A 19,095-nucleotide genomic window follows, 5' to 3' on the forward strand; every position below is an offset into this window, starting at 1 on the left:
ATGTGCTAATGATGGCGTATCGCTCAATAGTACTGGGTAAACCGTATGACTTCGCATGTTACAGACCAGCTTACGAAACTTTTGAAGGCGAACACCGCCGCCCCGTTTCTGTTCATTGGGTCTGGTTTTTCCCGTCGTTACATTGGGCTAGAGAACTGGGAGGAGTTATTAAGTAGGTTTTGCGAAAAGATTAAAAACTTTGGCTTCTATAGTTCTCAAAATAATAGGGATATGCCTAAAACTGCCAGCGATATGGCTAAAGATTTTAATCCCGTATGGTGGGAAAGTGATGAGTTTTCCGAGTCCCGTAAAAACCATCAAGGCGAAATGCACCATGTGTCATCAGCGCTGAAATTTGAAATATCCAACTATTTAACTGGTATAAGTAGTAATAAACCGACCGATGAGAAGTATGTAAAAGAGCTAGAAGTGCTCTCCCGCATAAATGTTGATGGCATTATAACTACAAATTGGGACCTCTTTCTTGAAGAGCTTTTTCCAGACTATCAAGTATATATTGGTCAAGAAGAACTGCTTTTTTCAAATCCTCAATCAATAGCCGAAATATACAAAATCCATGGCTGCTCTTCACGACCCAATAGTTTGGTTTTAACATCGGAAGATTATGAAGCTTTTGAAGCAAAAAATCCCTACCTTGCAGCAAAGCTAATAACACTGTTCATCGAGCACCCTATTATTTTTATCGGCTACTCAATAAGTGATAAAAATATTCAAAAAATCATAGAGTCAATTGTCAACTGTCTTGGGCAAGACAAATTAGATACATTTGGTAAAAATTTGGTTTTCGTGCAACGACCAAGGGGCGAAGAGGAAGCTTCGTTTCAAGAATCTATAATGTCGATTGGAGAAACGAGGTTATCTATAACAGTTATCAAAACACACGATTATTTAGATATTTACGAAGCAATTGAAAGTACGAAGCGGAAAATACCAGCGCGCATACTACGTTACTGTAAAGAACAAATGTATGATTTGGTAAGAGATAACGACCCGGAAGGCAAACTCGCTGTAATGGACTTGGACCAAATCGAAAATAAAGATGATGTCGAGTTTGTCATGGGTGTGGGCGTGGCTAAAGATGCCATCTCAAAACTGGGCTACATTGCGATTACGGTTGATGATATTTTAATTGATATGATAGTAGATGGCGCGAAATTTAACTCGGCCCATCTACTTCGTGATGTTTATCCAGCATTGCTAAAACGGTCCAATAAGTATATCCCAATTTACAAGCACTTACGGGCTATCGGAATTAATAGCTTGGCCGAGCTTCATGCTTCAGATTACGCAAATGTTGAAGGTGTATTGCGTAAAGCTTCCAGAGATGACTTCCGTACAAAGCAATATCGTAAGCAGTACGCCACACACTATAGCAATATGTCAACATCTGAAATGATTGCCTCGCTTACAAGTGAGAAAGCGGCGATTTTTATACCACATCAACAGGACACTGATATTGATATTGGGGCAGTTAAAAAACTGTTATTAGCGCATCAGGGGAGTTTGGGAGCTGGTAACTATGCCAGTTATTATAGAAGACTAGGGTGCTTGGTAGACTTAATTGAATACGGATTCCCCATTTAGGTGATTTATTAGGCCTACCTTTGACACAAGATTGCATCAGAAGCTTACAAAGTTTGACGTAAGCGGCGAGGCTACAACAATGAATGAAAGTTATATATTGAAGTTAAGATGAGGGAACCTAGAATTATGAAGCTTCCAACGGACCTTCAAGTTTTGGACGCGATATACAAAGAGTATTATGAAGCGTATAGCAACTATCGGGAAGGAGAAGAAAACGGGCGTGGTGGAAAAGCCTATATGCCAATCGATATAAAGCTCATCGCGTCACGATTAAATGTAGATGCCGGTATAGTTTTCGGGCGGCTGTATAATCATTTAAATAGACTTCACTCTTATGTGAATGATGACGAACAAAAATCGAAAGTGCCACTCTTTGCTTTACAGGTTGGCAGTGATGTTCACTGCATACACTTCCCACTAATGTCTTCGATTTTAGCAGGGCTAGAATCAGAGAAAAGTAAATTTCTTACAACTACTTGGATTTCAGGAGTTGCCATTATAGTTTCAGTAGCTGCTTTGGGTGTTAGCATATTTAAGTGAAGCTGGATAGAAGTGCTACAATTGAGAGATAATAATCTCTAATTGATATGGAAGATGTCTTTAAATTCTTTGTGGTTCTCGGTGCGCTTTGCATTGCAGTAAACACTGGTTATTTTAAAAATAACGATGTTCAGCAAGGCACTGTTATCGAAGCTAAAATCTCGGCAAAGGATAGGCTGACTGACAAAGAGAGAAAAGAGTCTGTAAGAGCTTTCCAAAAGGCCGCTAACGACTGTAAAAGCAAAGACTCACTTGATGAGCGTGGTAGTACATTATTACAGACAAGTCACTCATTTAATTTTGAGACTGGGACCTGTGAGGAAGCAAAAACATTATGGACTTTAAAGGATGAAGATTTCTGGAGAGAACCTGAATATATTAGTAAGGGTATTACTGTAAAAGGCTACTCCCTCCCAACAAATCCTTATTTCTAATAATTAGTCGAGGGGGCTGTACTTCTTGACTGGTGATAACCTAATGCAATGTATAGCTGAGCCGCCAGGCTAATGCTTTTGATTTTCTGCTGTTGATTTTGCTCTTCTTGGATAATTCTAAAACAACTCTCACAAAATAGGTAAAAGCTATATAACAAAAGGGTGGGGATGCCTAATTCAAACAATTGTTTAATTTTAGGATAGAAAAAAAGAGCCGAAGCTCTTGTGTTTTTCTTGCAAATGTTAAGATGTAGTTACTACACAAACAACTTAACAATGATTTACAATAACAGCATACCATTTTATTTCCAGCGCGCAATATCAAAAGAACAAAATAAAGAAACTTTCCTCAATAAATTGCACGCCCATATTGAGGCTAAAAAGCTAACTGACAAAATATCGACCTTCAACCAAGCTGGTTTCGATTACAAAAAAACCTTAGAAAAACTTCAGTCGGATTCAAAGCCGGTCCATGCAAGTAGCAAACTTGTATCTAACCTGCAAGAAGTGTGTACGTCTTTCTATGAAATGGAAGTGCTTGTAAGCACCCAAGAGTTAAGCACAGCAAATCAAAGAAGTCTTTTACGATACTCCGAGCGTATGCCATCATTCAGGCAATGGGATAGAGACGCAGTTTGTCTTGCCATTGTAATTAACAAGCTATTTTTGCATATAACAAAAAGCACGAAAATGACTAGCCAGGTTATTGAGCTTTCAAAGTGTAAAATCACTCGTCAAGAGCTACTAAATATTGAGTTAATCAAAGGTATTAAAATTCGAGACTTGAAAGCCAGCGGAACCATATTGGATAAGCTTGATAAATATTATGAAGATGAAGATTTGATTTATGAGTTTGATTTGAACTTGTGCAGTAACGACGAAAAAAGACGTTTCAACGGCTTTCAGAAACACAAAAGAATAATAAGAAAAATCAGAGTTAGAGAGAATGAACTCATACAGCTTTCTGAAAAAGCTATTGGTTCGCATAATAGTTATTGCAGTAGAATAGCGCTGGACTATCGTAATTATGTAGATGAATGTCAGAAAGATTATCTACTCAATTCCTACATTCAGTATGGCGATGACGTTTCGACTCAAAAGCCATTAAATGATGTTGCAATGACTCCTGAAAGACGTGTTGCAGAACTATACTCATGTGTTAAAAATATGGAGCTGGTTGCAGAACAAAGAAAATATGTATGTTTATTTTTAACTGCGACTTGCCCGGCTTCATTTCACGCAAACCCAAAGTTTGGAAAAAATACGTGGGATGGTTCAACTCCACGCCAAGCGTCAGATTATTTGAGTAAAAAGATAGACCAATTGAGTAAGGCTCGCAATCGTTACGAGCTTAATGATTTTGGGCTTTGGACGAAAGAATTACACAAAGACCAGTGTCCGCACTTGCACGCACTATTATTTGTTTGCCCCACAAAAGTCGATGATTTAATACTTCATATAAATAGAATCTTCAAGCATTCAGAAAAGTCTACGACTATCGAAATAATATCTGCCGAACAAGCTCAAAAGCACGGTAAGAAAAGAGCATCTGCATCTACTTATGTAATGAAATATCTAATCAAAGCAATACAGAACCCTGACAGCGAATCGTTGAAAGTAAAGGCTGGATGCATGGTTTGGGGGATAAGGCGCTATGGATTTTTCGGAGTCGAACGAGCAATATCAGTTTGGCGAAAATTTAATCGTTTCGTAAAAATGGAAGAGTGGCAAATAAAGCTCGAACTTAAACATCCCGTTTTTAGAAAATTAGCATCCCTGAGAAAAGATTTAAAATTTTTAGATTTTTGTAAGGTCGCAAAAGAGCGGCTGGAATGGATTACAGAGCTTAAAATTGTTGAGCGTCTATACAATTTTGAAGAAATGGTTGTTTCTAATGTTGGGTTGAGGGTCGTAGGGTCTAATATAGAATTAGCGACGAAGATAGATTGTTCAATAATTTACAAAGACAAACCCTAAAATTTAGGGTTTATGTACTTTTAATGGTTGCAGTGGGTCAAGTCCCATTTCCCCTTGCCGGGTTAATTTTTCTAATAGTTTTTTATCAGTCTCTTGATTGTCGAATATTTTTTCTGCGCTTGTTTTTTTAACCGTGTTAATTTTCTTTGTCTCGATTTCTCCATATGGTTGAGTCTTGTCGTGTTTCTTTTGGGCCACCTGTAATGTTGAATTATCGGGAAATAATTCAGAAAAAGGAACATCAGACTTTATTAATTCATCAATCTCATAACTTTCTTTTTTTAGAGCGTTAATGTGGCTCTCCAGAAGCTTGATTTTTGCTTTTGGGTATTTTTCTCGATTGGTTTTTACACGCTCGAAAAGCGCAGATAAATCCGATTGAGTTGGTTGATAATTGGACACTTCTAAACCCATCATTGCGGAGACAAGCCAAGTTTTACGTTTAAAATCTTGCGAGCCGGTTAGGTAGAATGGTCCTCTATTACCTTGTTCAAGCAACGCTTGAAGCCCAGCCTTAATGCTTATCTCGTTAGGGTTTGTAAAAGAAACACTACTGTCATTGACTGTAAAACTGGTTTTGTACTTCTCATTCTTGCTTGTGTAGTTCACTCCATCCGAAGTCTGAAATTTTGTATAAAGGCTTTCACGGCGGTTAGGTTGTGGTTTTGGGTCTGGTCCGGGACTCGAAGAAATCTCGCCTAATTCGTCGGGAGGTAAGGGGCACTCAAAGCGTAGGATTAACTCGGCAATGCCATTTTCATCAACCTTGTATTTTTCAATCAGTTTGCTCATTTGAAAACCGATTGAGCTTGGCTTTATAGATGTTGAACCTTTTGTGATGTAATAGCCTGATAGCTTGCTAGGGTCAGTTTTGCTCTTATTGGCACGAATAGTAAACCCATCGGCAATCATCGCCTTGAACAACGCCTGCGGCGTCTGGGCGCTGGAAAGGAGACCTTTCAATTCGCTCTTATATTTCTTCTCATCAGACTCTTGCCCGGTACGACTCTCGTACTGTTTAGAAGCATAATTTAGCCTCGTTGGGTTGGATGTGTTCCGGCTTTCAGATATTTGCTCATTTTTGAGCGAATATTTATTTTCGAGTTTTTTGGCTAGGTCTTCTAAACCACGATAATTATCTTTTTTGTAAAATGGCTTGTTATCGAAATCCCTATTTTCCATAACCAAATGCAAGTGAGGATTGGCTGTGTCTCTATGAACAGCAAGCAAGAAATTACGATTATCACCGAAGTGACGTTTAATTAATTCATTGCCGATGAGTAGCAATTTGTCGTCTGAAATATCTTTGTGTTGTTCCTCAAACGAAACTATATAATGCATTTCATTGCTTTTCTGTTTTGCCGTTAACCGGCTATTAAAATCGGATTCGATAAACTTCGCTGATTCATTAATATTGCCCATATTGACTGGAATATTGCCACCGATGCGTTTAGCTTTATTTAAAACATACTGGGCAAGATTTTTGGTATTAGGCCGAATGCGTGGAACTTCTTTAATTAACATTTTTTTCAACCCAATATCATTTCAATTAGGTCACTGCTACCGTCCATGAGTTTGTCATTAATCATATCAATTCTTGGGATGAAATATTCTAGCGTCTCTTTTAGTTGGGATTCTTTTTTTGAGCCTTCAAGAACATACCTGTTGATATAATCGCAGATTTTAATTAGCCCATCATTATGAGCAAACGAAATATTAGGGTTTGAAAATATGGCTTGATAAACGGAGAACTCACTCAAGAACTTATAAAGTTGACTGGAAAAGGATTTATCTTTTTCATCAAGAGTTAATAGCTTTCTTTGGTAAAGCGAAAATTCTTCTTGTGAAAAACTAATCGTATATTGCTTTTCTCGTTTTGAAAGCTGGTCAATAAATAAAGGGTGATTTATCGTTGCTTCGACGTCTGGTTTTTTTGAGGTTTGAACTGCAAATGACTCAAAAAGCAGCGGCTTTATATTTACTCTGGCTTCCATTATCTTGTTAATAGCATTGCTGATTAGCTTTTTTAACGCTGGGTCTTCTGTTTCAATCCTGTTTAAATTTGTATGAAGATTTACAATCAGCTGATTATATTTTCTAAAATCCACAGCATTTGTGTTCTTTGAAATTACGACGTAGCTGCGGTCACTTAAAAAATGCTGCTTGAATGCATTTGATAGAGAGAATTTTGTGGATGATATTTGATTGTATTCTTTTCTCAACTGCTCAATAACGATTGAGTTTATCTCGGTTAGGCGCGTGCTTAATTTATATTTACTCATAATGAATTTATTGGTTATGAATATATAATAGCATTTTATATTTCATTGCTGGTTTGTTAGATGTTGGTTTTGCTTTGCTTTTAGATACGACCCTTGTGGGAGTAGATTTGCCCCCGTAATGACCAATAGGGAATGAGTGGGGCAAGCATAAACAACCGAACGACGATAGTCGTGATGGTTTTTTATTCTGCTTGCTTCTTTTGATTACGCTCTTTCAGTACTTTGATTTTGTGATTGCGAATTTATAGCCAATAGCATTTACTGCCAGACTGACGGATTGAAAGCTATCAATAGGCGAGAGATCGATTTTTTTAAGCTTCGCAATTTCCTGAATACAGCGTATCAAAACAGACTCGTCATGGTGTTCGATGGCGCTTTCGAGCAACCCTGCAATATCAGCCTCACATGTCAGATAATCGCCTACACTGAATTCTTTCATTGAACAGTTCCCTTTGTTGAAGTCCTCAAAAAGGCAGAATTTTAATTCTGGCTTTGGGAGGGCTCGATAGCTTTACTGGTTTCCGACATTTTGTTTATGTTCTGAATTCCATACTCTTCGACAAGTGGATTATGTAGAGAAAATTTCTTCTCGACCCACTGAATAAAAACACCTTTGTGCAAAACCTTACCTACCAATGTGCGATTTTCTTTCGAATATTCGAAAATAAAACTTATTTCGTTCACAGTGAAGAAGTTGTTTAGTTCTAACCGACCTTTTTCAGTTTCGTACAAGCGCAAAATATCCTTTGTTGAGTAGATTCTTAAATCGGTCTTGTTAGTGTTTAAACTCGCTTTCAGTTTTGTGATTTCGGTTCGAAGTTCTGTTATTGATTTTTTAACTTTGATAACGCGGTTAATAAAAAGGTCGGGTATCACACCATCGCTATAGGCCTCGAATGACTTATTGAGGTTTTGCTCAATGACTAGGTTTTTTGAAAGCTCCGCTTCAAGCGTTGAAAGTTTTTGCTGATTAGCAATTGCTCCACCCTTGTCATTCATAATGTCGGCAAGCAGTTCTTTAAAATTGTTATGCCGAGCTTCCCAAATGTCAGGGTCAAGAACATCAATATAGTCAGGGTCAACGTAACCTTCTCCAATATAGTTTGGATTTTCCGTGGCATTTTTTACAAGCTCTAACAGTATGCCAAGCGCATATTCAAATCGAAACCGTGGCTGGTTGCACTTGCCTTTTATTTCTTTTCGAGTATGACAATGAAAGTAGGAGTATTGTATCCCTTTGGGGTTTTTGTTCATCTCAAATAGTAATGATGCTTTACATTCTCCGCACTTAATAACGTGTCGAAAAATGTTCAGATTGCCCAATGAATGCGACCCGTAGTTTCTACGATGTTTACGACCTTCCATTGCGTTACGAACTTCTTGCCAAAGCTCAAACGAGATTATTTGAGGGTAATAGTTTTCTATATACGATTCAAAGACTTTCTTTTTGTGCTCGTCTCTACGTTGAGCCATATAATAGCCGAGGGGGTATTTAGTGCTAAATAAATGGCTTACGTTTTTGTTAGTCCATTTTCGTTTGGACGTTGTATTTATCTCTTTTATTGTTTGGCTAACTCCAACGAACTTTAATGACTCAAAGATTTGACGAATTTCTTTGGCTTCATCTTCGTTGATTTTGAAGCTATTAGTTTTTTTGTCGAAAAATATGCCGTAAGGAGGATTGTGGGCGTTAAATATTTTCTGGTCCGTCTCTGCGTTAGCCTTTGCCCGATTCCAAGCAGATTTGCGACGAATTGACTTTGTTCGGCTTTCTTCGTGGGCACGTTTCGAAATGACTGAAAGTAGAATATCCTGTTGTAAATCATCAATGCCATTTACATCGTTAGGTTTTTCATATCTTTGACCGTCGATAGTGGTTATTAGGACAATACCCTTTTCAAGAATATTGTTTACCAGCTCTTTGGCTTGTAAAAGCCGTTGACGTGAAAGTCGGTCAATCGACTCAACGAAAACATAATCGCCTGTTCTAATTTCGAGGCTGTTAATCCTATCAATCAGTTCTTTAAGCTTGCCCGTTCGACTGTTCGAACCGTCATAGCCAGATACACCAGTATCGGAGAAAATATTTTCAGGTAATAGCTCTATGTTCTGGTGCTTGGTGATTGCTTCGATGGACGACATTTGACGGTCCACAGAGTCCCTATCAGCACCACCTTGAGCCTTGGATGAGTACCGGATGTATGCATAGGCTGTTGGCATTAGTCAGTCTCACAGACGGTTATGCGATGTGTGAGGATACCACCTACCATTCTCCAATGGCTCACGCAGTACCTCCAGCACCTTGCGATCGAACTCTGGCAGCTCATCCAGGAACAACACCCCGTGATGGGCCAAAGTGATTTCCCCCGGTTGTGGCTTTGAGCCGCCACCCACCAGCGCCGGCCCGGATGCCGAGTGGTGTGGCTGACGGAACGGGCGGTTAGGCCAATGACTCAGCGGGGCCAGGCTGACCACGGATTGGATAGCGGCCACTTCCAGTGCTTCCTGCTCGCTCAATGGCGGCAGCAAACCCGGCAGCCGGCTGGCCAATAAAGTCTTGCCGGTGCCTGGTGGCCCGCTGAACAACAGGTTATGCGCGCCCGCCGCCGCGATCAGCAATGCGCGCTTGGCCGCGAGTTGGCCCTGTACTTCACTCAGGTCCGGGTAAGGCTTGTTCAAGTACAACAAACCGTCGGACCTATAGGGCTCAATCGGCACGTGCCCATTCAAGTGCGCCACCACTTGCAGCAAGTGATCCACCGCAATCACCTTCAACCCCGACGCCAGGCACGCCTCCTCGGCATTGGCGCGCGGCACTATCACGGTGCGCCCGGCCTTGCGCGCTGCCAGCGCGGCCGGCAACACGCCCTTCACTGCGCGCACCTCGCCGGACAGTGCCAATTCCCCAAGGCATTCCACGTCATCGAGCATCAAGGCCGGCACCTGCACACTGGCCGCCAGAATGCCCAGGGCAATCGCCAGATCAAAACGCCCGCCGTCCTTGGGCAGGTCGGCGGGCGCGAGGTTGAGCGTGATGCGGCGGGCCGGGTATTGCAGCGCCGAGTTGAGGATGGCACTGCGCACGCGGTCTTTGCTTTCCTTCACTGCGGTTTCGGGCAAACCCACCAAGGTGAGCGACGGCAGGCCATTGGCCATATGCACTTCGACGGTGACGGCGGGGGCTTCTACACCGACCTGGGCGCGGCTGTGGACGATGGCGAGGGACATGCTCGTTCCTTGAATGGGAGGGCCGCTTCCTGCGGTTTTTTCAAGGGTAGACGAGGGGAGATGGAGCGGGGCGGGGGAGGTTTTACAGAACGTATCCGGGCGGCAATGCAAAACAAATGTGGGAGCTGGCTTGCCTGCGATGGCTGTGTGTCAGCAAAGAATCATCCGCTGATGCACCGCCATCGCGGCATAGGTATCTACTCAACTTTGTAGGCTGTCGCAGCAAACGGTAACCACGATGCGAAGCGAGTCGCTCTTGATCTGCTTTTGATCTTAGGCGCCCCGTTAAACCACGCTGGCGGATTACGGGCACACCGAGCCTAAGCGAGGTGCCGAGTGGTGGGGCAAGAGCGTTTTGCTTACTTTTGCGCTTTTTGTACGGACCGGACACATGGTTGACGGGTGTGCGGGGACATGGTGGACACTTTGCGGCGAACCAACTTCGCCGGGAAGTCATCATGCCTTGGACTACGAGAGACACCATGAGCCTGAAAGAAGAGTTCGTTGCCTTAGCGCGGCAAGCCAGCTCCCACATTTGGATCTCGGTGCGTCAGTTAGAACAGCGTCGGCTATCCGGTCGTCACGGGAGCAAGCTCCCTCGCCGCAGGTCCAGCGTCACACCAAAATTGTGTAGATACCTATGGCCATCGCAGGCAAGCCAGCTCTCACACACACCGTGTTTATTCAGCAGAGGGCGGCGTCAACCGTGCTTCAAGTTCCGCCACCTTCGCCTCCAGGCTCTCCAGTCGCGCACGTGTGCGGGCCAGCACTACCATCTGGCTGTCAAACTCTTCCCGGCTGACCAGGTCGAGCTTGCTGAAACCACTCTGCAGCAAAGCCTTGAACTGGCTTTCGATTTCATTGCGGGGCAGCGGGGTGTCGCCGCTGAACAGGCGAGAGGCGTGGCCGCTCAGGGCGTCGAGGAAGTCTTTGGGCGCGAGCATTGGACATATTCCGGAAAACAGTTGGCCGGCAGTGTATCACGCAGCGTCTATAGTCATTTTTACGCCCTGTTGCGCACGGTTTTCGCGCATTGGGGCGGGCGGCTGCGCACTGTTTTGATGCGCATTGCGGCCACGCAGGCGCCCCGTAGGTGGGCACAAGCGGGCAAAGGATTGATTTCGGTGGTTTTTACGGAGCTGGCAAGGTTTCTGCTTAGACGATCATGACCCATGCACTGATGCAGTCGCTGTGACGAATGCAGTGCGCCGACGGATCCGGGGTACAGGGCTCGTCACCAGTGGTTCGCTGGCGTCGCGACGGCAAATGCCGAGGCGACGATGCGTTACAAAGCCAGGCACTGCGCTTAGACTTGAGACGGGTTTGTTTTCCTGGGGCAAGTCCACCAAATTCGGGAGAGAGTTTTCATGAAGCTAGTCACTGCCATCATCAAGCCGTTCAAGTTGGACGATGTTCGCGAGTCACTGTCCGAGATCGGCGTGCAGGGCATTACCGTTACTGAGGTCAAGGGCTTCGGTCGGCAGAAGGGTCATACCGAGCTGTATCGCGGCGCGGAATACGTGGTCGATTTCCTGCCGAAGGTGAAGATCGATGTCGCCATTGACGACAAGGATCTTGACCGGGTTATCGAGGCGATAACCAAGGCGGCCAACACCGGCAAGATCGGTGACGGCAAGATCTTCGTGGTCAATCTGGAACAGGCTATTCGCATCCGTACCGGCGAAACCGATACCGACGCAATCTAAGCCGCCAAACCCCAACGCCCCAGGAGAAAACAATATGACTCTGCGTAAATTCGCAGGGCTCGGAGCCCTGCTGTCCATCGTAATGCCAAGCCTGGCCATGGCGGCAGACGAAGTGGCTGCTCCAGTCCTCAATTCCGGCGACACCGCCTGGATGCTCACTGCCACCGCGCTGGTGCTGTTCATGACCATCCCTGGCCTGGCGCTGTTCTACGGCGGCATGGTCCGCTCCAAGAACATTCTGTCGGTGATGATGCAGTGCTTTGCCATCACTGGCCTGATCAGCATCCTGTGGGTCGTCTACGGCTACAGCATCGCGTTCGATACCACCGGTATGGAACAAGGTGTGGTCAACTTCAATTCCTTCTTCGGCGGCATGGGCAAGGCGTTCCTGGCGGGTGTCACCCCGGCCAGCATCACCGGGCCGGCGGCGCTGTTTCCGGAAGCCGTGTTCATCACCTTCCAGATGACCTTCGCCATCATTACCCCGGCGCTGATCGTCGGTGCTTTCGCTGAGCGTATGAAGTTCTCCGCGATGCTGATCTTCATGGCGATCTGGTTCACCCTGGTCTATGCGCCAATTGCGCATATGGTCTGGAGCGGCAACGGCGGCCTGATGTGGGACTGGGGCGTGCTGGACTTCGCTGGCGGCACCGTGGTGCACATCAACGCGGGTGTGGCTGGCCTGGTGGCGTGCATCGTGCTCGGCAAGCGTAAAGGCTTCCCGACCACCCCGATGGCCCCGCATAACCTGGGCTATACCCTGGTGGGTGCGGCCATGCTGTGGATCGGCTGGTTCGGCTTCAACGCCGGTTCCGCTGCGGCGGCCAACGGCACCGCCGGCATGGCGATGCTGGTGACTCAGATCGCCACCGCCGCCGCGGCCTTGGGCTGGATGTTTGCCGAGTGGATCACCCACGGCAAGCCAAGCGCGTTGGGCATCGCCTCCGGCGTGGTCGCCGGCCTCGTCGCCGTAACGCCAGCCGCCGGCACCGTGGGCCCGATGGGCGCCCTGGTGATTGGCCTGGTCGCCGGTGTGGTGTGCTTCTTCTGCGCGACCAGCCTCAAGCGCAAACTGGGTTATGACGACTCCCTGGACGCTTTCGGCGTGCACGGTATCGGCGGTATCGTCGGTGCGATCCTTACCGGTGTGTTCGCAGCTCCTGCACTGGGCGGCTTCGGCACCGTGACCGACATCGCGGCCCAAGTGTGGATCCAGTGCAAAGGCGTGGGCTTCACCGTGATCTACACGGCGATCGTGACCTACGTCATCCTCAAGGTGCTCGACATGGTCATGGGCCTGCGTGTCACCGAAGAAGAAGAGGCGGTTGGCCTCGACCTGGCGCAGCACAACGAGCGCGGCTACAACTTGTAACTACATGAAAAAAACATGCCCGGCTTGCCGGGCATTTTTTTGCCTGGCGTTTGTCTGTGGCTAAAGGTGCATGGGTTTTTTATCGACTTTGTGATGGGATCCACACAGCACTTTTAAGGGTGCAAATGTCTTACAGGCATGAAGGCGTATTCGGCCCTTTGTTTTTTCTCAGAGCGCGCTAGAATGCGCGCCGATGGGCGGAGAACTGTATGTGGCAACAGACCCTGATTACCCTGCGGGCCAAGCCCCGGGGCTTTCACTTGGTAACGGACGAGTTGCTTGCCGGCTTGCCTGAATTGAAGGCGTGCCGTGTGGGCCTGTTGCATCTGTGGCTGCAGCACACCTCGGCCTCGTTGACTGTCAACGAGAATGCCGATCCGGCGGTTCGCCGTGACTTCGAACGGTTTTTCAACCTGCTGGTGCCGCAAGGCCGCACGGGGTTTGAACACAACGACGAAGGTCCGGATGATCTGCCGGCGCACTTCAAGGCCAGTCTGCTGGGCTGCCAGCTGAGTTTGCCGGTCAAGGCCGGCCGCTTGGCGATAGGGACCTGGCAAGGTGTTTATCTGGGCGAGCACCGTGATCATGGCGGTGCTCGTAAAGTCCTCGCCACCTTGCACGGTGATGGGGCATAAGCCACTGGCTATTCAGTGGATGTTGATTTTTTTCCAGCGGCCTCGACAGAGGGTGAAGCTGGGCTATAACTAATCTGCTTTTCGCAAGTCATGAGGTAGAACATGAGCGACGATGATCTGGAACAAGACGACCTCGAAGTAGGTGATGAAGACGACACCGAAGAAGGTCTTGAAGTAGCGGCCGAAGACGTTGCTGACGACGCCGATGACAGTGTGGGCGATGACGTGGCCCCCAAAGCCAAAGGCAAAGCCAAGGCAGCTGTTTCGGTAGACGAGTTGCCGAGCGTTGAAGCCAAGAACAAAGAGCGCGATGCCCTGGCCCGTGCGATGGAAGAGTTCCTCGCTAAAGGCGGCAAAGTGCAGGAAGTCGAGGCCAACGTGGTGGCTGATCCACCGAAGAAGCCGGATAACAAGTACGGCAGCCGACCTATCTGAGGTCTGCCTCCTGCTTGTAAGAAAAAGCCCGCCGTCGCTGCGGGCTTTTTCATGCCTGGAGCAATTTACCCGTTCGCTGCAATACCCTGTGGGAGCTGGCTTGCCTGCGATAGCGGTGTATCTGCGAGCCCTGTGTTGATTGGCCCACCACTATCGCAGGCAAGCCAGCTCCCACATTTTGGGTCAGTGTTAGCTCCAGCGACTCAGCAAGGGCGGCAACTCCGTCAGGCTGCGAATCTGCGCATCCGGACGCTTGTCACCCTCCCAGGCCTTGCCCGTGGGGTTGAACCACACCGCCCGCAGTCCCGCCTGCTGCGCGCCGGCAATGTCGTCCCCAGGATGATCGCCCACATGCACAGCCGCGCTGGCGTCCACACCGCCACGTTGCAGCGCCTCCTGAAACAGCCGTGCATCCGGCTTGGCGATGCCGATATCTTCAGCGCGCAGGGCGAAGTGAAAGTAGTCCGCCAAGCCCACGCGCTGCACATCGGCATTGCCATTGGTGATCACGCCGAGCAGGAAGTGCTGGCGCAGCGCCTTGAGCATTGGCTCGGCTTCCGGGAATACGGTGAGTTGGTGGCGTGCGTGGATGAACGCTTCGAAGCAGACATCCGCCATCTGTGTGGCCTCAGGCTGGGGATAACCGGCCTCCTCGAACGCATGCATCAACACGCGATGACGCAGCAGACTGATACGGTGTTTGAGTTCGGGATGACGCTGCAGCACCTGCTGGCGCAGGCTGGCGAAATGCTCAAGGGGCAGGTCGCCGACCTTGGACGCATGGACTGCCAGCCATTCGCGCATCGACGCTTCGGCGCTGATGATGACGGGTACGTTGTCCCAGAGGGTGTCGTCCAGGTCGAAGGTGATCAGCTTGATACTCATGAGTCGCCGCCCTTGATGCGTTTGGCCCGTGGATGGGCGCTGTCGTACACCGTTGCAAGGTGCTGGAAGTCGAGGTGGGTGTAGATTTGCGTGGTCTTGATATCCGAGTGCCCGAGCAGCTCCTGCACGGCGCGCAGGTCCTGGGAGGATTCGAGCAGGTGGCTGGCAAAGGAATGACGCAACATGTGCGGGTGCAGATTCTGCCCCAGCTCCCGCTCGCCAGCGGCCTTGACCCGCAGCTGGATCGCCCGTGGCCCCAGGCGCCGGCCTTGCTGGCTGACAAATACGGCATCGTCTGCCGGGTTGGTCAGCAGGCGTAGCGGCAGCCACAGCTGCAAGGCTTCGCGGGCTTTCCTGCCCACGGGCAGTACGCGGGTCTTGCTGCCTTTGCCGAGCACTTGCACCAGGCCATCGGCGAGGTCCAGTTGATCGAGGTTCAGGCCTGTGAGCTCCGACAGGCGCAGGCCCGAGGAATAGAACAGCTCAAGGATTGCCTGGTCGCGATGGGCCAGGAAATCATCCTCGACGGCACCGTCGAGCAGTTGCAGGGCGCGGTCGGTGTCCAGGGTCTTGGGCAGGCGCCGCTCGCCTTTGGGCGGCGACAGGCCATTGGCCGGGTCGTGGTCGCACAGGCCTTCGCGATTGAGGTAGTGATAGAGGCCGCGCACCGCCGACAGCAGGCGAGACAGGCTGCGGGAGGATTGGCCCTGCTGGTGCAACCGGGCGATCAGGCTGCGCAGGGCCTGGATATCCAGGGCCTTCCAACTGCTGACGTGCTGTTTTTCGCAATAGGCCAGGACCTTGTTCAAGTCCCGCCGGTAGGCTTCCAGCGTATGGGGCGACACCTGGCGCTCATTGCGCAGGTGAGCGCAGTAAGCGTCCAGTTGCCGCTCCATGATCAGCGCACCGCGCGCAGGGTGGTGGTGTGGCGTGGCAGGACGCGGCCCAGCACTTCGGCGATATAGGTGAGGAACAGCGTGCCCACCGAGCTTTTGTAGTGCGCCGGGTCGCGGCTGGCGATGGCCAGTACCCCGTGCAAGCCTTGATGGCTGAGGGCGATGACGGCCGTAGAGCCGATCTGCTTGCGCTGTTCGGCGCCAAACAGGAAGTCCAGTTCATGCTCGCGCAAGGTGCCGCTGACAGTCTTGCCTTCGGACAACAGGCCGCCGATGGCCGTCTGCGCCTCGCCACCTGTGACCCAGCGACCCACCGGCATCGGGTTGTCGCTGAACAGGATCAGGCTGACGAAGGGCACCTGGAAATCCTCACGCAGGCTGTCTTCCACGGCGATCACCGTTTCTTCCAGGCTGGTGGCATCCATCAGGGTCAGAATCAGGCGCCGGGTCTTGTCGAACAAGCGGTCGTTGTCGCGGGCCACGTCCATCAGATGAGAGAGCCGGTGGCGCATTTCAATATTGCGCTCGCGCAGGATCTTCATCTGCCGCTCCACCAGCGACACGGTATCGCCGCGTTGGTGGGGGATGCGCAGGGCTGGCAGCAGTTCTTCGTGCTCGACGAAGAAGTCCGGATTAGCCTCAAGGTACGCCGCAACAGCAGCGGCCTCCAGGCTGTCACTCGGGGTTGCGTGTGCGGGTACTTGAGGCTTATCGGTCATTAGCTTGGCTCACTCATAGACGGACCTGTCCTTCGTATACACGCGTGGCCGGCCCGGTCATCATCACCGGGTGGCCAGGGCCTGCCCATTCGATGGATAAACGTCCACCGGGCAGGTCGATCAACAGCGGCGAATCCATCCACCCCTGGCTGATCGCGGCCACGGCAGCGGCGCAAGCGCCGGTGCCGCAAGCCTGGGTTTCGCCGACGCCGCGTTCCCATACGCGCAATTGCGCACGGTTACGGTCGATCACCTGCAAAAAGCCCACATTAGCCCGTGCCGGAAAGCGCGGGTGATGTTCGATCTTCGGCCCCAGTTCGTGCACGGGGGCGTTATTGATGTCGGTGACCCGCAGCACTGCATGGGGGTTGCCCATGGACACGGCGGCGATTTCTACGGTTTTGCCATCCACGTCCAACGAGTAACTGAGGGCCTGCTCGGTGGCCTGGAACGGAATATCCGCCGGCACCAGGCGCGGCGCGCCCATGTTGACGCTGATCTGGCCGTCGTTGCGGATGTCCAGTTCGATCACGCCACCTTTGGTTTCGACGCGAATCTGGCGTTTGGCAGTCAGGCGTTTGTCGAGCACAAAGCGCGCAAAGCAGCGCGCGCCGTTGCCGCACTGTTCCACTTCGGAACCGTCGGAGTTGAAGATCCGGTAGCGGAAATCTACCTCCGGGTTGCTCGGCGCTTCGACCAGCAGCAACTGGTCGAAACCGATCCCCGTGTGGCGATCGCCCCACTGTTTGGCGTGCTTGGGCAGGATGTGCGCGTGCTGGCTGACCAGGTCGAGGACCATGAAATCATTACCCAGCCCGTGCATCTTGGTAAAACGCAGCAGCATGGCTTACTCCGGCAGCAGGCTTTCGCCAGCATACAACTCGGCTACCGTCTCGCGGCGACGCACTTCAAATGCTTGATCACCGTCCACCAGCACCTCGGCGGTACGCCCGCGGGTGTTGTAGTTGGAACTCATGACAAACCCGTAGGCACCGGCCGAATGCACGGCCAGCAGATCACCTTCCTCAAGCGTCAACTCACGATCCTTGGCCAGGAAGTCGCCGGTCTCGCAGATCGGCCCGACGATGTCATAGGCGCGGGCTTTGCTTGCGCGCGGCGTCACGGCGGTGACATCCATCCAGGCCTGGTACAGCGCCGGGCGGATCAGGTCGTTCATCGCCGCATCGACGATGGCGAAATCCTTGTGTTCGGTGTGCTTGAGGTACTCGACCTGGGTCAGCAGCACGCCAGCGTTGGCGACGATGTAGCGGCCTGGCTCGAACATCAGCGTGAGGTCGCGGCCTTCGATGCGCTCGCGCACGGCCTGGATATAGTCGGCAATCAGTGGCGGCTCTTCATCGCGATAACGCACACCCACGCCACCACCGAGGTCGATGTGGTGCAGGTAGATGCCGCACTCGCCCAGGCGGTCGATCAACCCCAGCAGGCGGTCGAGGGCATCCAGGAACGGTGGCAATGTAGTCAGCTGCGAGCCGATATGGCAGTCGACACCCAGCACTTCCAGGTTCGGCAGTTGGGCGGCGCGGATGTACACGTCCTCGGCGTCGGCGATGGCAATGCCGAACTTGTTCTCTTTGAGACCGGTGGAGATGTACGGGTGGGTGCCGGCGTCGACGTCCGGGTTGACGCGCAGGGATATCGGCGCACGCACGCCCATCTCGGCGGCGACCACTTGCAGGCGCTCCAGCTCGTCGGTGGATTCGACGTTGAAGCAATGCACGCCGACTTCCAGGGCGCGGCGCATGTCTTCGCGGCTCTTGCCGACGCCGGAGAAGACGATTTTGTCCGCCTGGCCGCCGGCGGCCAGTACGCGTTCCAGCTCGCCACGGGACACGATGTCAAAACCAGCGCCAAGACGCGCCAGGACATTGAGTACACCCAGGTTGGAGTTGGCCTTGACTGCGTAGCACACCAGGTGCGGCACGCCGTTGAGTGCGTCGGTGAACGAGCGGTATTGGGCTTCGATATGCGCACGCGAGTACACATAGGTCGGGGTGCCGAAGCGCTGGGCAATCGCGGACAAGGCCACGCCTTCCGCGAACAGCTCGCCGTCCCGGTAGTTAAAAGCGTCCATAAGATTCCCTTGCTTAGTAGGTGTCGTGCTTATGGGCTTTTGACGGCTTTTGCGACGATTGCGCCTGTTCGTTTGGATCTTTGCTGTCATCGGGCAGGTACAACGGGCCTTTCTGGCCACAGGCACTAACGAGGCAAGCGACCGCGACGAGCGCAGCAAGGGAAGAGATCAGGCGCTTCATGGCGAAATCCTTGAATATGCATTAATTGCGCCCGAGTATACCGACCACCCGCCAGCTTGCCTATGCGCCGCAACACCCGTCCGGCGGGGGTTTGCCGAGACAGTA

General features: G+C 50.3%; 19 protein-coding genes and 1 pseudogene. 8 read left to right on the forward strand and 12 right to left on the reverse strand.

Going from position 1 to position 19,095, the window contains the following annotated elements; genetic code table 11:
* Positions 1-45 precede the first annotated feature (45 nt).
* The 4 genes from V8689_RS00840 (at position 46) to V8689_RS00855 (ending at position 4,556) form a co-directional block, all read left to right on the forward strand.
* Entirely contained in the window at positions 46-1,605 is a 1,560-nt protein-coding gene (locus V8689_RS00840) for an SIR2 family protein (RefSeq protein WP_103452094.1), read from the forward strand.
* A 126-nt stretch (positions 1,606-1,731) separates the two neighbouring features.
* Positions 1,732-2,145, forward strand: coding sequence for a hypothetical protein (locus V8689_RS00845; protein ID WP_146051499.1), 414 nt, complete (start codon positions 1,732-1,734; stop codon positions 2,143-2,145).
* Positions 2,146-2,192: 47 nt separating this feature from the next.
* Positions 2,193-2,579 carry a hypothetical protein gene (locus tag V8689_RS00850; RefSeq protein WP_146051500.1) on the forward strand — a complete coding sequence of 129 codons (387 nt, stop codon included), beginning with the start codon at positions 2,193-2,195 and terminating at the stop codon, positions 2,577-2,579.
* Between the two features lie 225 nt (positions 2,580-2,804).
* A complete protein-coding gene (locus V8689_RS00855; RefSeq protein ID WP_103452095.1) occupies positions 2,805-4,556 on the forward strand; it encodes a replication endonuclease in 1,752 nt (583 codons plus the stop codon).
* A gap of 3 nt (positions 4,557-4,559) precedes the next feature.
* Here V8689_RS00855 and V8689_RS00860 read toward each other — a convergent pair whose 3' ends face one another.
* From V8689_RS00860 to V8689_RS00885, 6 genes and pseudogenes are all read right to left on the reverse strand, one after another.
* A complete protein-coding gene (locus V8689_RS00860; protein WP_146051501.1) occupies positions 4,560-6,080 on the reverse strand; it encodes a relaxase/mobilization nuclease domain-containing protein in 1,521 nt (506 codons plus the stop codon).
* 5 nt (positions 6,081-6,085) lie between these two features.
* The gene (locus V8689_RS00865; protein ID WP_103452097.1) at positions 6,086-6,838 is read right to left on the reverse strand and encodes a hypothetical protein; all 753 of its coding nucleotides are present in this window, start codon (positions 6,836-6,838) and stop codon (positions 6,086-6,088) included.
* Positions 6,839-7,052: 214 nt separating this feature from the next.
* Entirely contained in the window at positions 7,053-7,277 is a 225-nt protein-coding gene (locus V8689_RS00870; RefSeq protein ID WP_103452098.1) for a hypothetical protein, read from the reverse strand.
* A 41-nt stretch (positions 7,278-7,318) separates the two neighbouring features.
* Positions 7,319-9,058 carry a recombinase family protein gene (locus tag V8689_RS00875; RefSeq protein ID WP_103452099.1) on the reverse strand — a complete coding sequence of 580 codons (1,740 nt, stop codon included), beginning with the start codon at positions 9,056-9,058 and terminating at the stop codon, positions 7,319-7,321.
* 45 nt (positions 9,059-9,103) lie between these two features.
* Positions 9,104-10,066: pseudogene (locus V8689_RS00880) on the reverse strand (YifB family Mg chelatase-like AAA ATPase); the annotation flags it as partial.
* Between the two features lie 680 nt (positions 10,067-10,746).
* Complete coding sequence (locus V8689_RS00885) at positions 10,747-11,010, reverse strand: accessory factor UbiK family protein (protein WP_003195432.1); 264 nt, start codon at positions 11,008-11,010, stop codon at positions 10,747-10,749.
* A 423-nt stretch (positions 11,011-11,433) separates the two neighbouring features.
* Between V8689_RS00885 and glnK the strand changes: the two genes are divergently transcribed.
* The 4 genes from glnK (at position 11,434) to sutA (ending at position 14,214) form a co-directional block, all read left to right on the forward strand.
* The gene (gene glnK / locus V8689_RS00890; protein ID WP_002555808.1) at positions 11,434-11,772 is read left to right on the forward strand and encodes a P-II family nitrogen regulator; all 339 of its coding nucleotides are present in this window, start codon (positions 11,434-11,436) and stop codon (positions 11,770-11,772) included.
* A gap of 34 nt (positions 11,773-11,806) precedes the next feature.
* Entirely contained in the window at positions 11,807-13,144 is a 1,338-nt protein-coding gene (locus V8689_RS00895; protein ID WP_020302863.1) for an ammonium transporter, read from the forward strand.
* A gap of 209 nt (positions 13,145-13,353) precedes the next feature.
* Positions 13,354-13,779, forward strand: coding sequence for a secondary thiamine-phosphate synthase enzyme YjbQ (locus V8689_RS00900; protein ID WP_056790972.1), 426 nt, complete (start codon positions 13,354-13,356; stop codon positions 13,777-13,779).
* A 102-nt stretch (positions 13,780-13,881) separates the two neighbouring features.
* Entirely contained in the window at positions 13,882-14,214 is a 333-nt protein-coding gene (gene sutA / locus V8689_RS00905; RefSeq protein ID WP_056790974.1) for a transcriptional regulator SutA, read from the forward strand.
* Between the two features lie 189 nt (positions 14,215-14,403).
* Here the strand turns inward: sutA and V8689_RS00910 are convergent, their stop codons facing one another.
* Genes V8689_RS00910 through lptM form a run of 6 tightly spaced genes read right to left on the reverse strand, consistent with a single transcriptional unit; the run spans position 14,404 to position 18,990 of the window.
* The gene (locus tag V8689_RS00910; RefSeq protein ID WP_056790977.1) at positions 14,404-15,099 is read right to left on the reverse strand and encodes an HAD family hydrolase; all 696 of its coding nucleotides are present in this window, start codon (positions 15,097-15,099) and stop codon (positions 14,404-14,406) included.
* The gene (gene xerC / locus V8689_RS00915) at positions 15,096-15,995 is read right to left on the reverse strand and encodes a tyrosine recombinase XerC (RefSeq protein WP_056790979.1); all 900 of its coding nucleotides are present in this window, start codon (positions 15,993-15,995) and stop codon (positions 15,096-15,098) included. The genes V8689_RS00910 and xerC overlap by 4 nt, the downstream gene beginning before the upstream one ends.
* A 2-nt stretch (positions 15,996-15,997) precedes the next feature.
* The gene (locus tag V8689_RS00920; protein WP_056790982.1) at positions 15,998-16,714 is read right to left on the reverse strand and encodes a DUF484 family protein; all 717 of its coding nucleotides are present in this window, start codon (positions 16,712-16,714) and stop codon (positions 15,998-16,000) included.
* 13 nt (positions 16,715-16,727) lie between these two features.
* Positions 16,728-17,558, reverse strand: a complete 831-nt coding sequence (gene dapF / locus V8689_RS00925; RefSeq protein ID WP_056790985.1) for a diaminopimelate epimerase — start codon at positions 17,556-17,558, stop codon at positions 16,728-16,730.
* Positions 17,559-17,561: 3 nt separating this feature from the next.
* On the reverse strand, positions 17,562-18,809 hold the full coding sequence (lysA, locus tag V8689_RS00930) for a diaminopimelate decarboxylase (protein ID WP_056790987.1): 1,248 nt from the start codon (positions 18,807-18,809) through the stop codon (positions 17,562-17,564).
* A 13-nt stretch (positions 18,810-18,822) separates the two neighbouring features.
* Positions 18,823-18,990: an LPS translocon maturation chaperone LptM gene (gene lptM, locus V8689_RS00935; RefSeq protein WP_003195417.1), complete on the reverse strand. Its 168-nt coding sequence runs from the start codon at positions 18,988-18,990 to the stop codon at positions 18,823-18,825.
* Positions 18,991-19,095 lie beyond the last annotated feature (105 nt).

The sequence above is a fragment of the Pseudomonas sp. AK181 genome, assembly GCF_051122975.1.
Taxonomy (GTDB): Bacteria; Pseudomonadota; Gammaproteobacteria; order Pseudomonadales; family Pseudomonadaceae; genus Aquipseudomonas; species Aquipseudomonas lactis.

What these genes read in the sequence shown, in the direction of transcription:
- V8689_RS00920 (WP_056790982.1), bottom strand. Translation starts at nt 16,714, where the DNA reads ATGACCGATAAGCCTCAAGTACCCGCACACGCAACCCCGAGTGACAGC.
- V8689_RS00850 (WP_146051500.1), top strand. Translation starts at nt 2,193, where the DNA reads ATGGAAGATGTCTTTAAATTCTTTGTGGTTCTCGGTGCGCTTTGCATT.
- dapF (WP_056790985.1), bottom strand. Translation starts at nt 17,558, where the DNA reads ATGCTGCTGCGTTTTACCAAGATGCACGGGCTGGGTAATGATTTCATG.
- V8689_RS00875 (WP_103452099.1), bottom strand. Translation starts at nt 9,058, where the DNA reads ATGCCAACAGCCTATGCATACATCCGGTACTCATCCAAGGCTCAAGGT.
- V8689_RS00895 (WP_020302863.1), top strand. Translation starts at nt 11,807, where the DNA reads ATGACTCTGCGTAAATTCGCAGGGCTCGGAGCCCTGCTGTCCATCGTA.
- V8689_RS00870 (WP_103452098.1), bottom strand. Translation starts at nt 7,277, where the DNA reads ATGAAAGAATTCAGTGTAGGCGATTATCTGACATGTGAGGCTGATATT.
- V8689_RS00840 (WP_103452094.1), top strand. Translation starts at nt 46, where the DNA reads ATGACTTCGCATGTTACAGACCAGCTTACGAAACTTTTGAAGGCGAAC.
- V8689_RS00910 (WP_056790977.1), bottom strand. Translation starts at nt 15,099, where the DNA reads ATGAGTATCAAGCTGATCACCTTCGACCTGGACGACACCCTCTGGGAC.
- lysA (WP_056790987.1), bottom strand. Translation starts at nt 18,809, where the DNA reads ATGGACGCTTTTAACTACCGGGACGGCGAGCTGTTCGCGGAAGGCGTG.
- V8689_RS00885 (WP_003195432.1), bottom strand. Translation starts at nt 11,010, where the DNA reads ATGCTCGCGCCCAAAGACTTCCTCGACGCCCTGAGCGGCCACGCCTCT.
- sutA (WP_056790974.1), top strand. Translation starts at nt 13,882, where the DNA reads ATGAGCGACGATGATCTGGAACAAGACGACCTCGAAGTAGGTGATGAA.
- V8689_RS00865 (WP_103452097.1), bottom strand. Translation starts at nt 6,838, where the DNA reads ATGAGTAAATATAAATTAAGCACGCGCCTAACCGAGATAAACTCAATC.
- xerC (WP_056790979.1), bottom strand. Translation starts at nt 15,995, where the DNA reads ATGGAGCGGCAACTGGACGCTTACTGCGCTCACCTGCGCAATGAGCGC.
- lptM (WP_003195417.1), bottom strand. Translation starts at nt 18,990, where the DNA reads ATGAAGCGCCTGATCTCTTCCCTTGCTGCGCTCGTCGCGGTCGCTTGC.
- glnK (WP_002555808.1), top strand. Translation starts at nt 11,434, where the DNA reads ATGAAGCTAGTCACTGCCATCATCAAGCCGTTCAAGTTGGACGATGTT.
- V8689_RS00900 (WP_056790972.1), top strand. Translation starts at nt 13,354, where the DNA reads ATGTGGCAACAGACCCTGATTACCCTGCGGGCCAAGCCCCGGGGCTTT.
- V8689_RS00860 (WP_146051501.1), bottom strand. Translation starts at nt 6,080, where the DNA reads ATGTTAATTAAAGAAGTTCCACGCATTCGGCCTAATACCAAAAATCTT.
- V8689_RS00845 (WP_146051499.1), top strand. Translation starts at nt 1,732, where the DNA reads ATGAAGCTTCCAACGGACCTTCAAGTTTTGGACGCGATATACAAAGAG.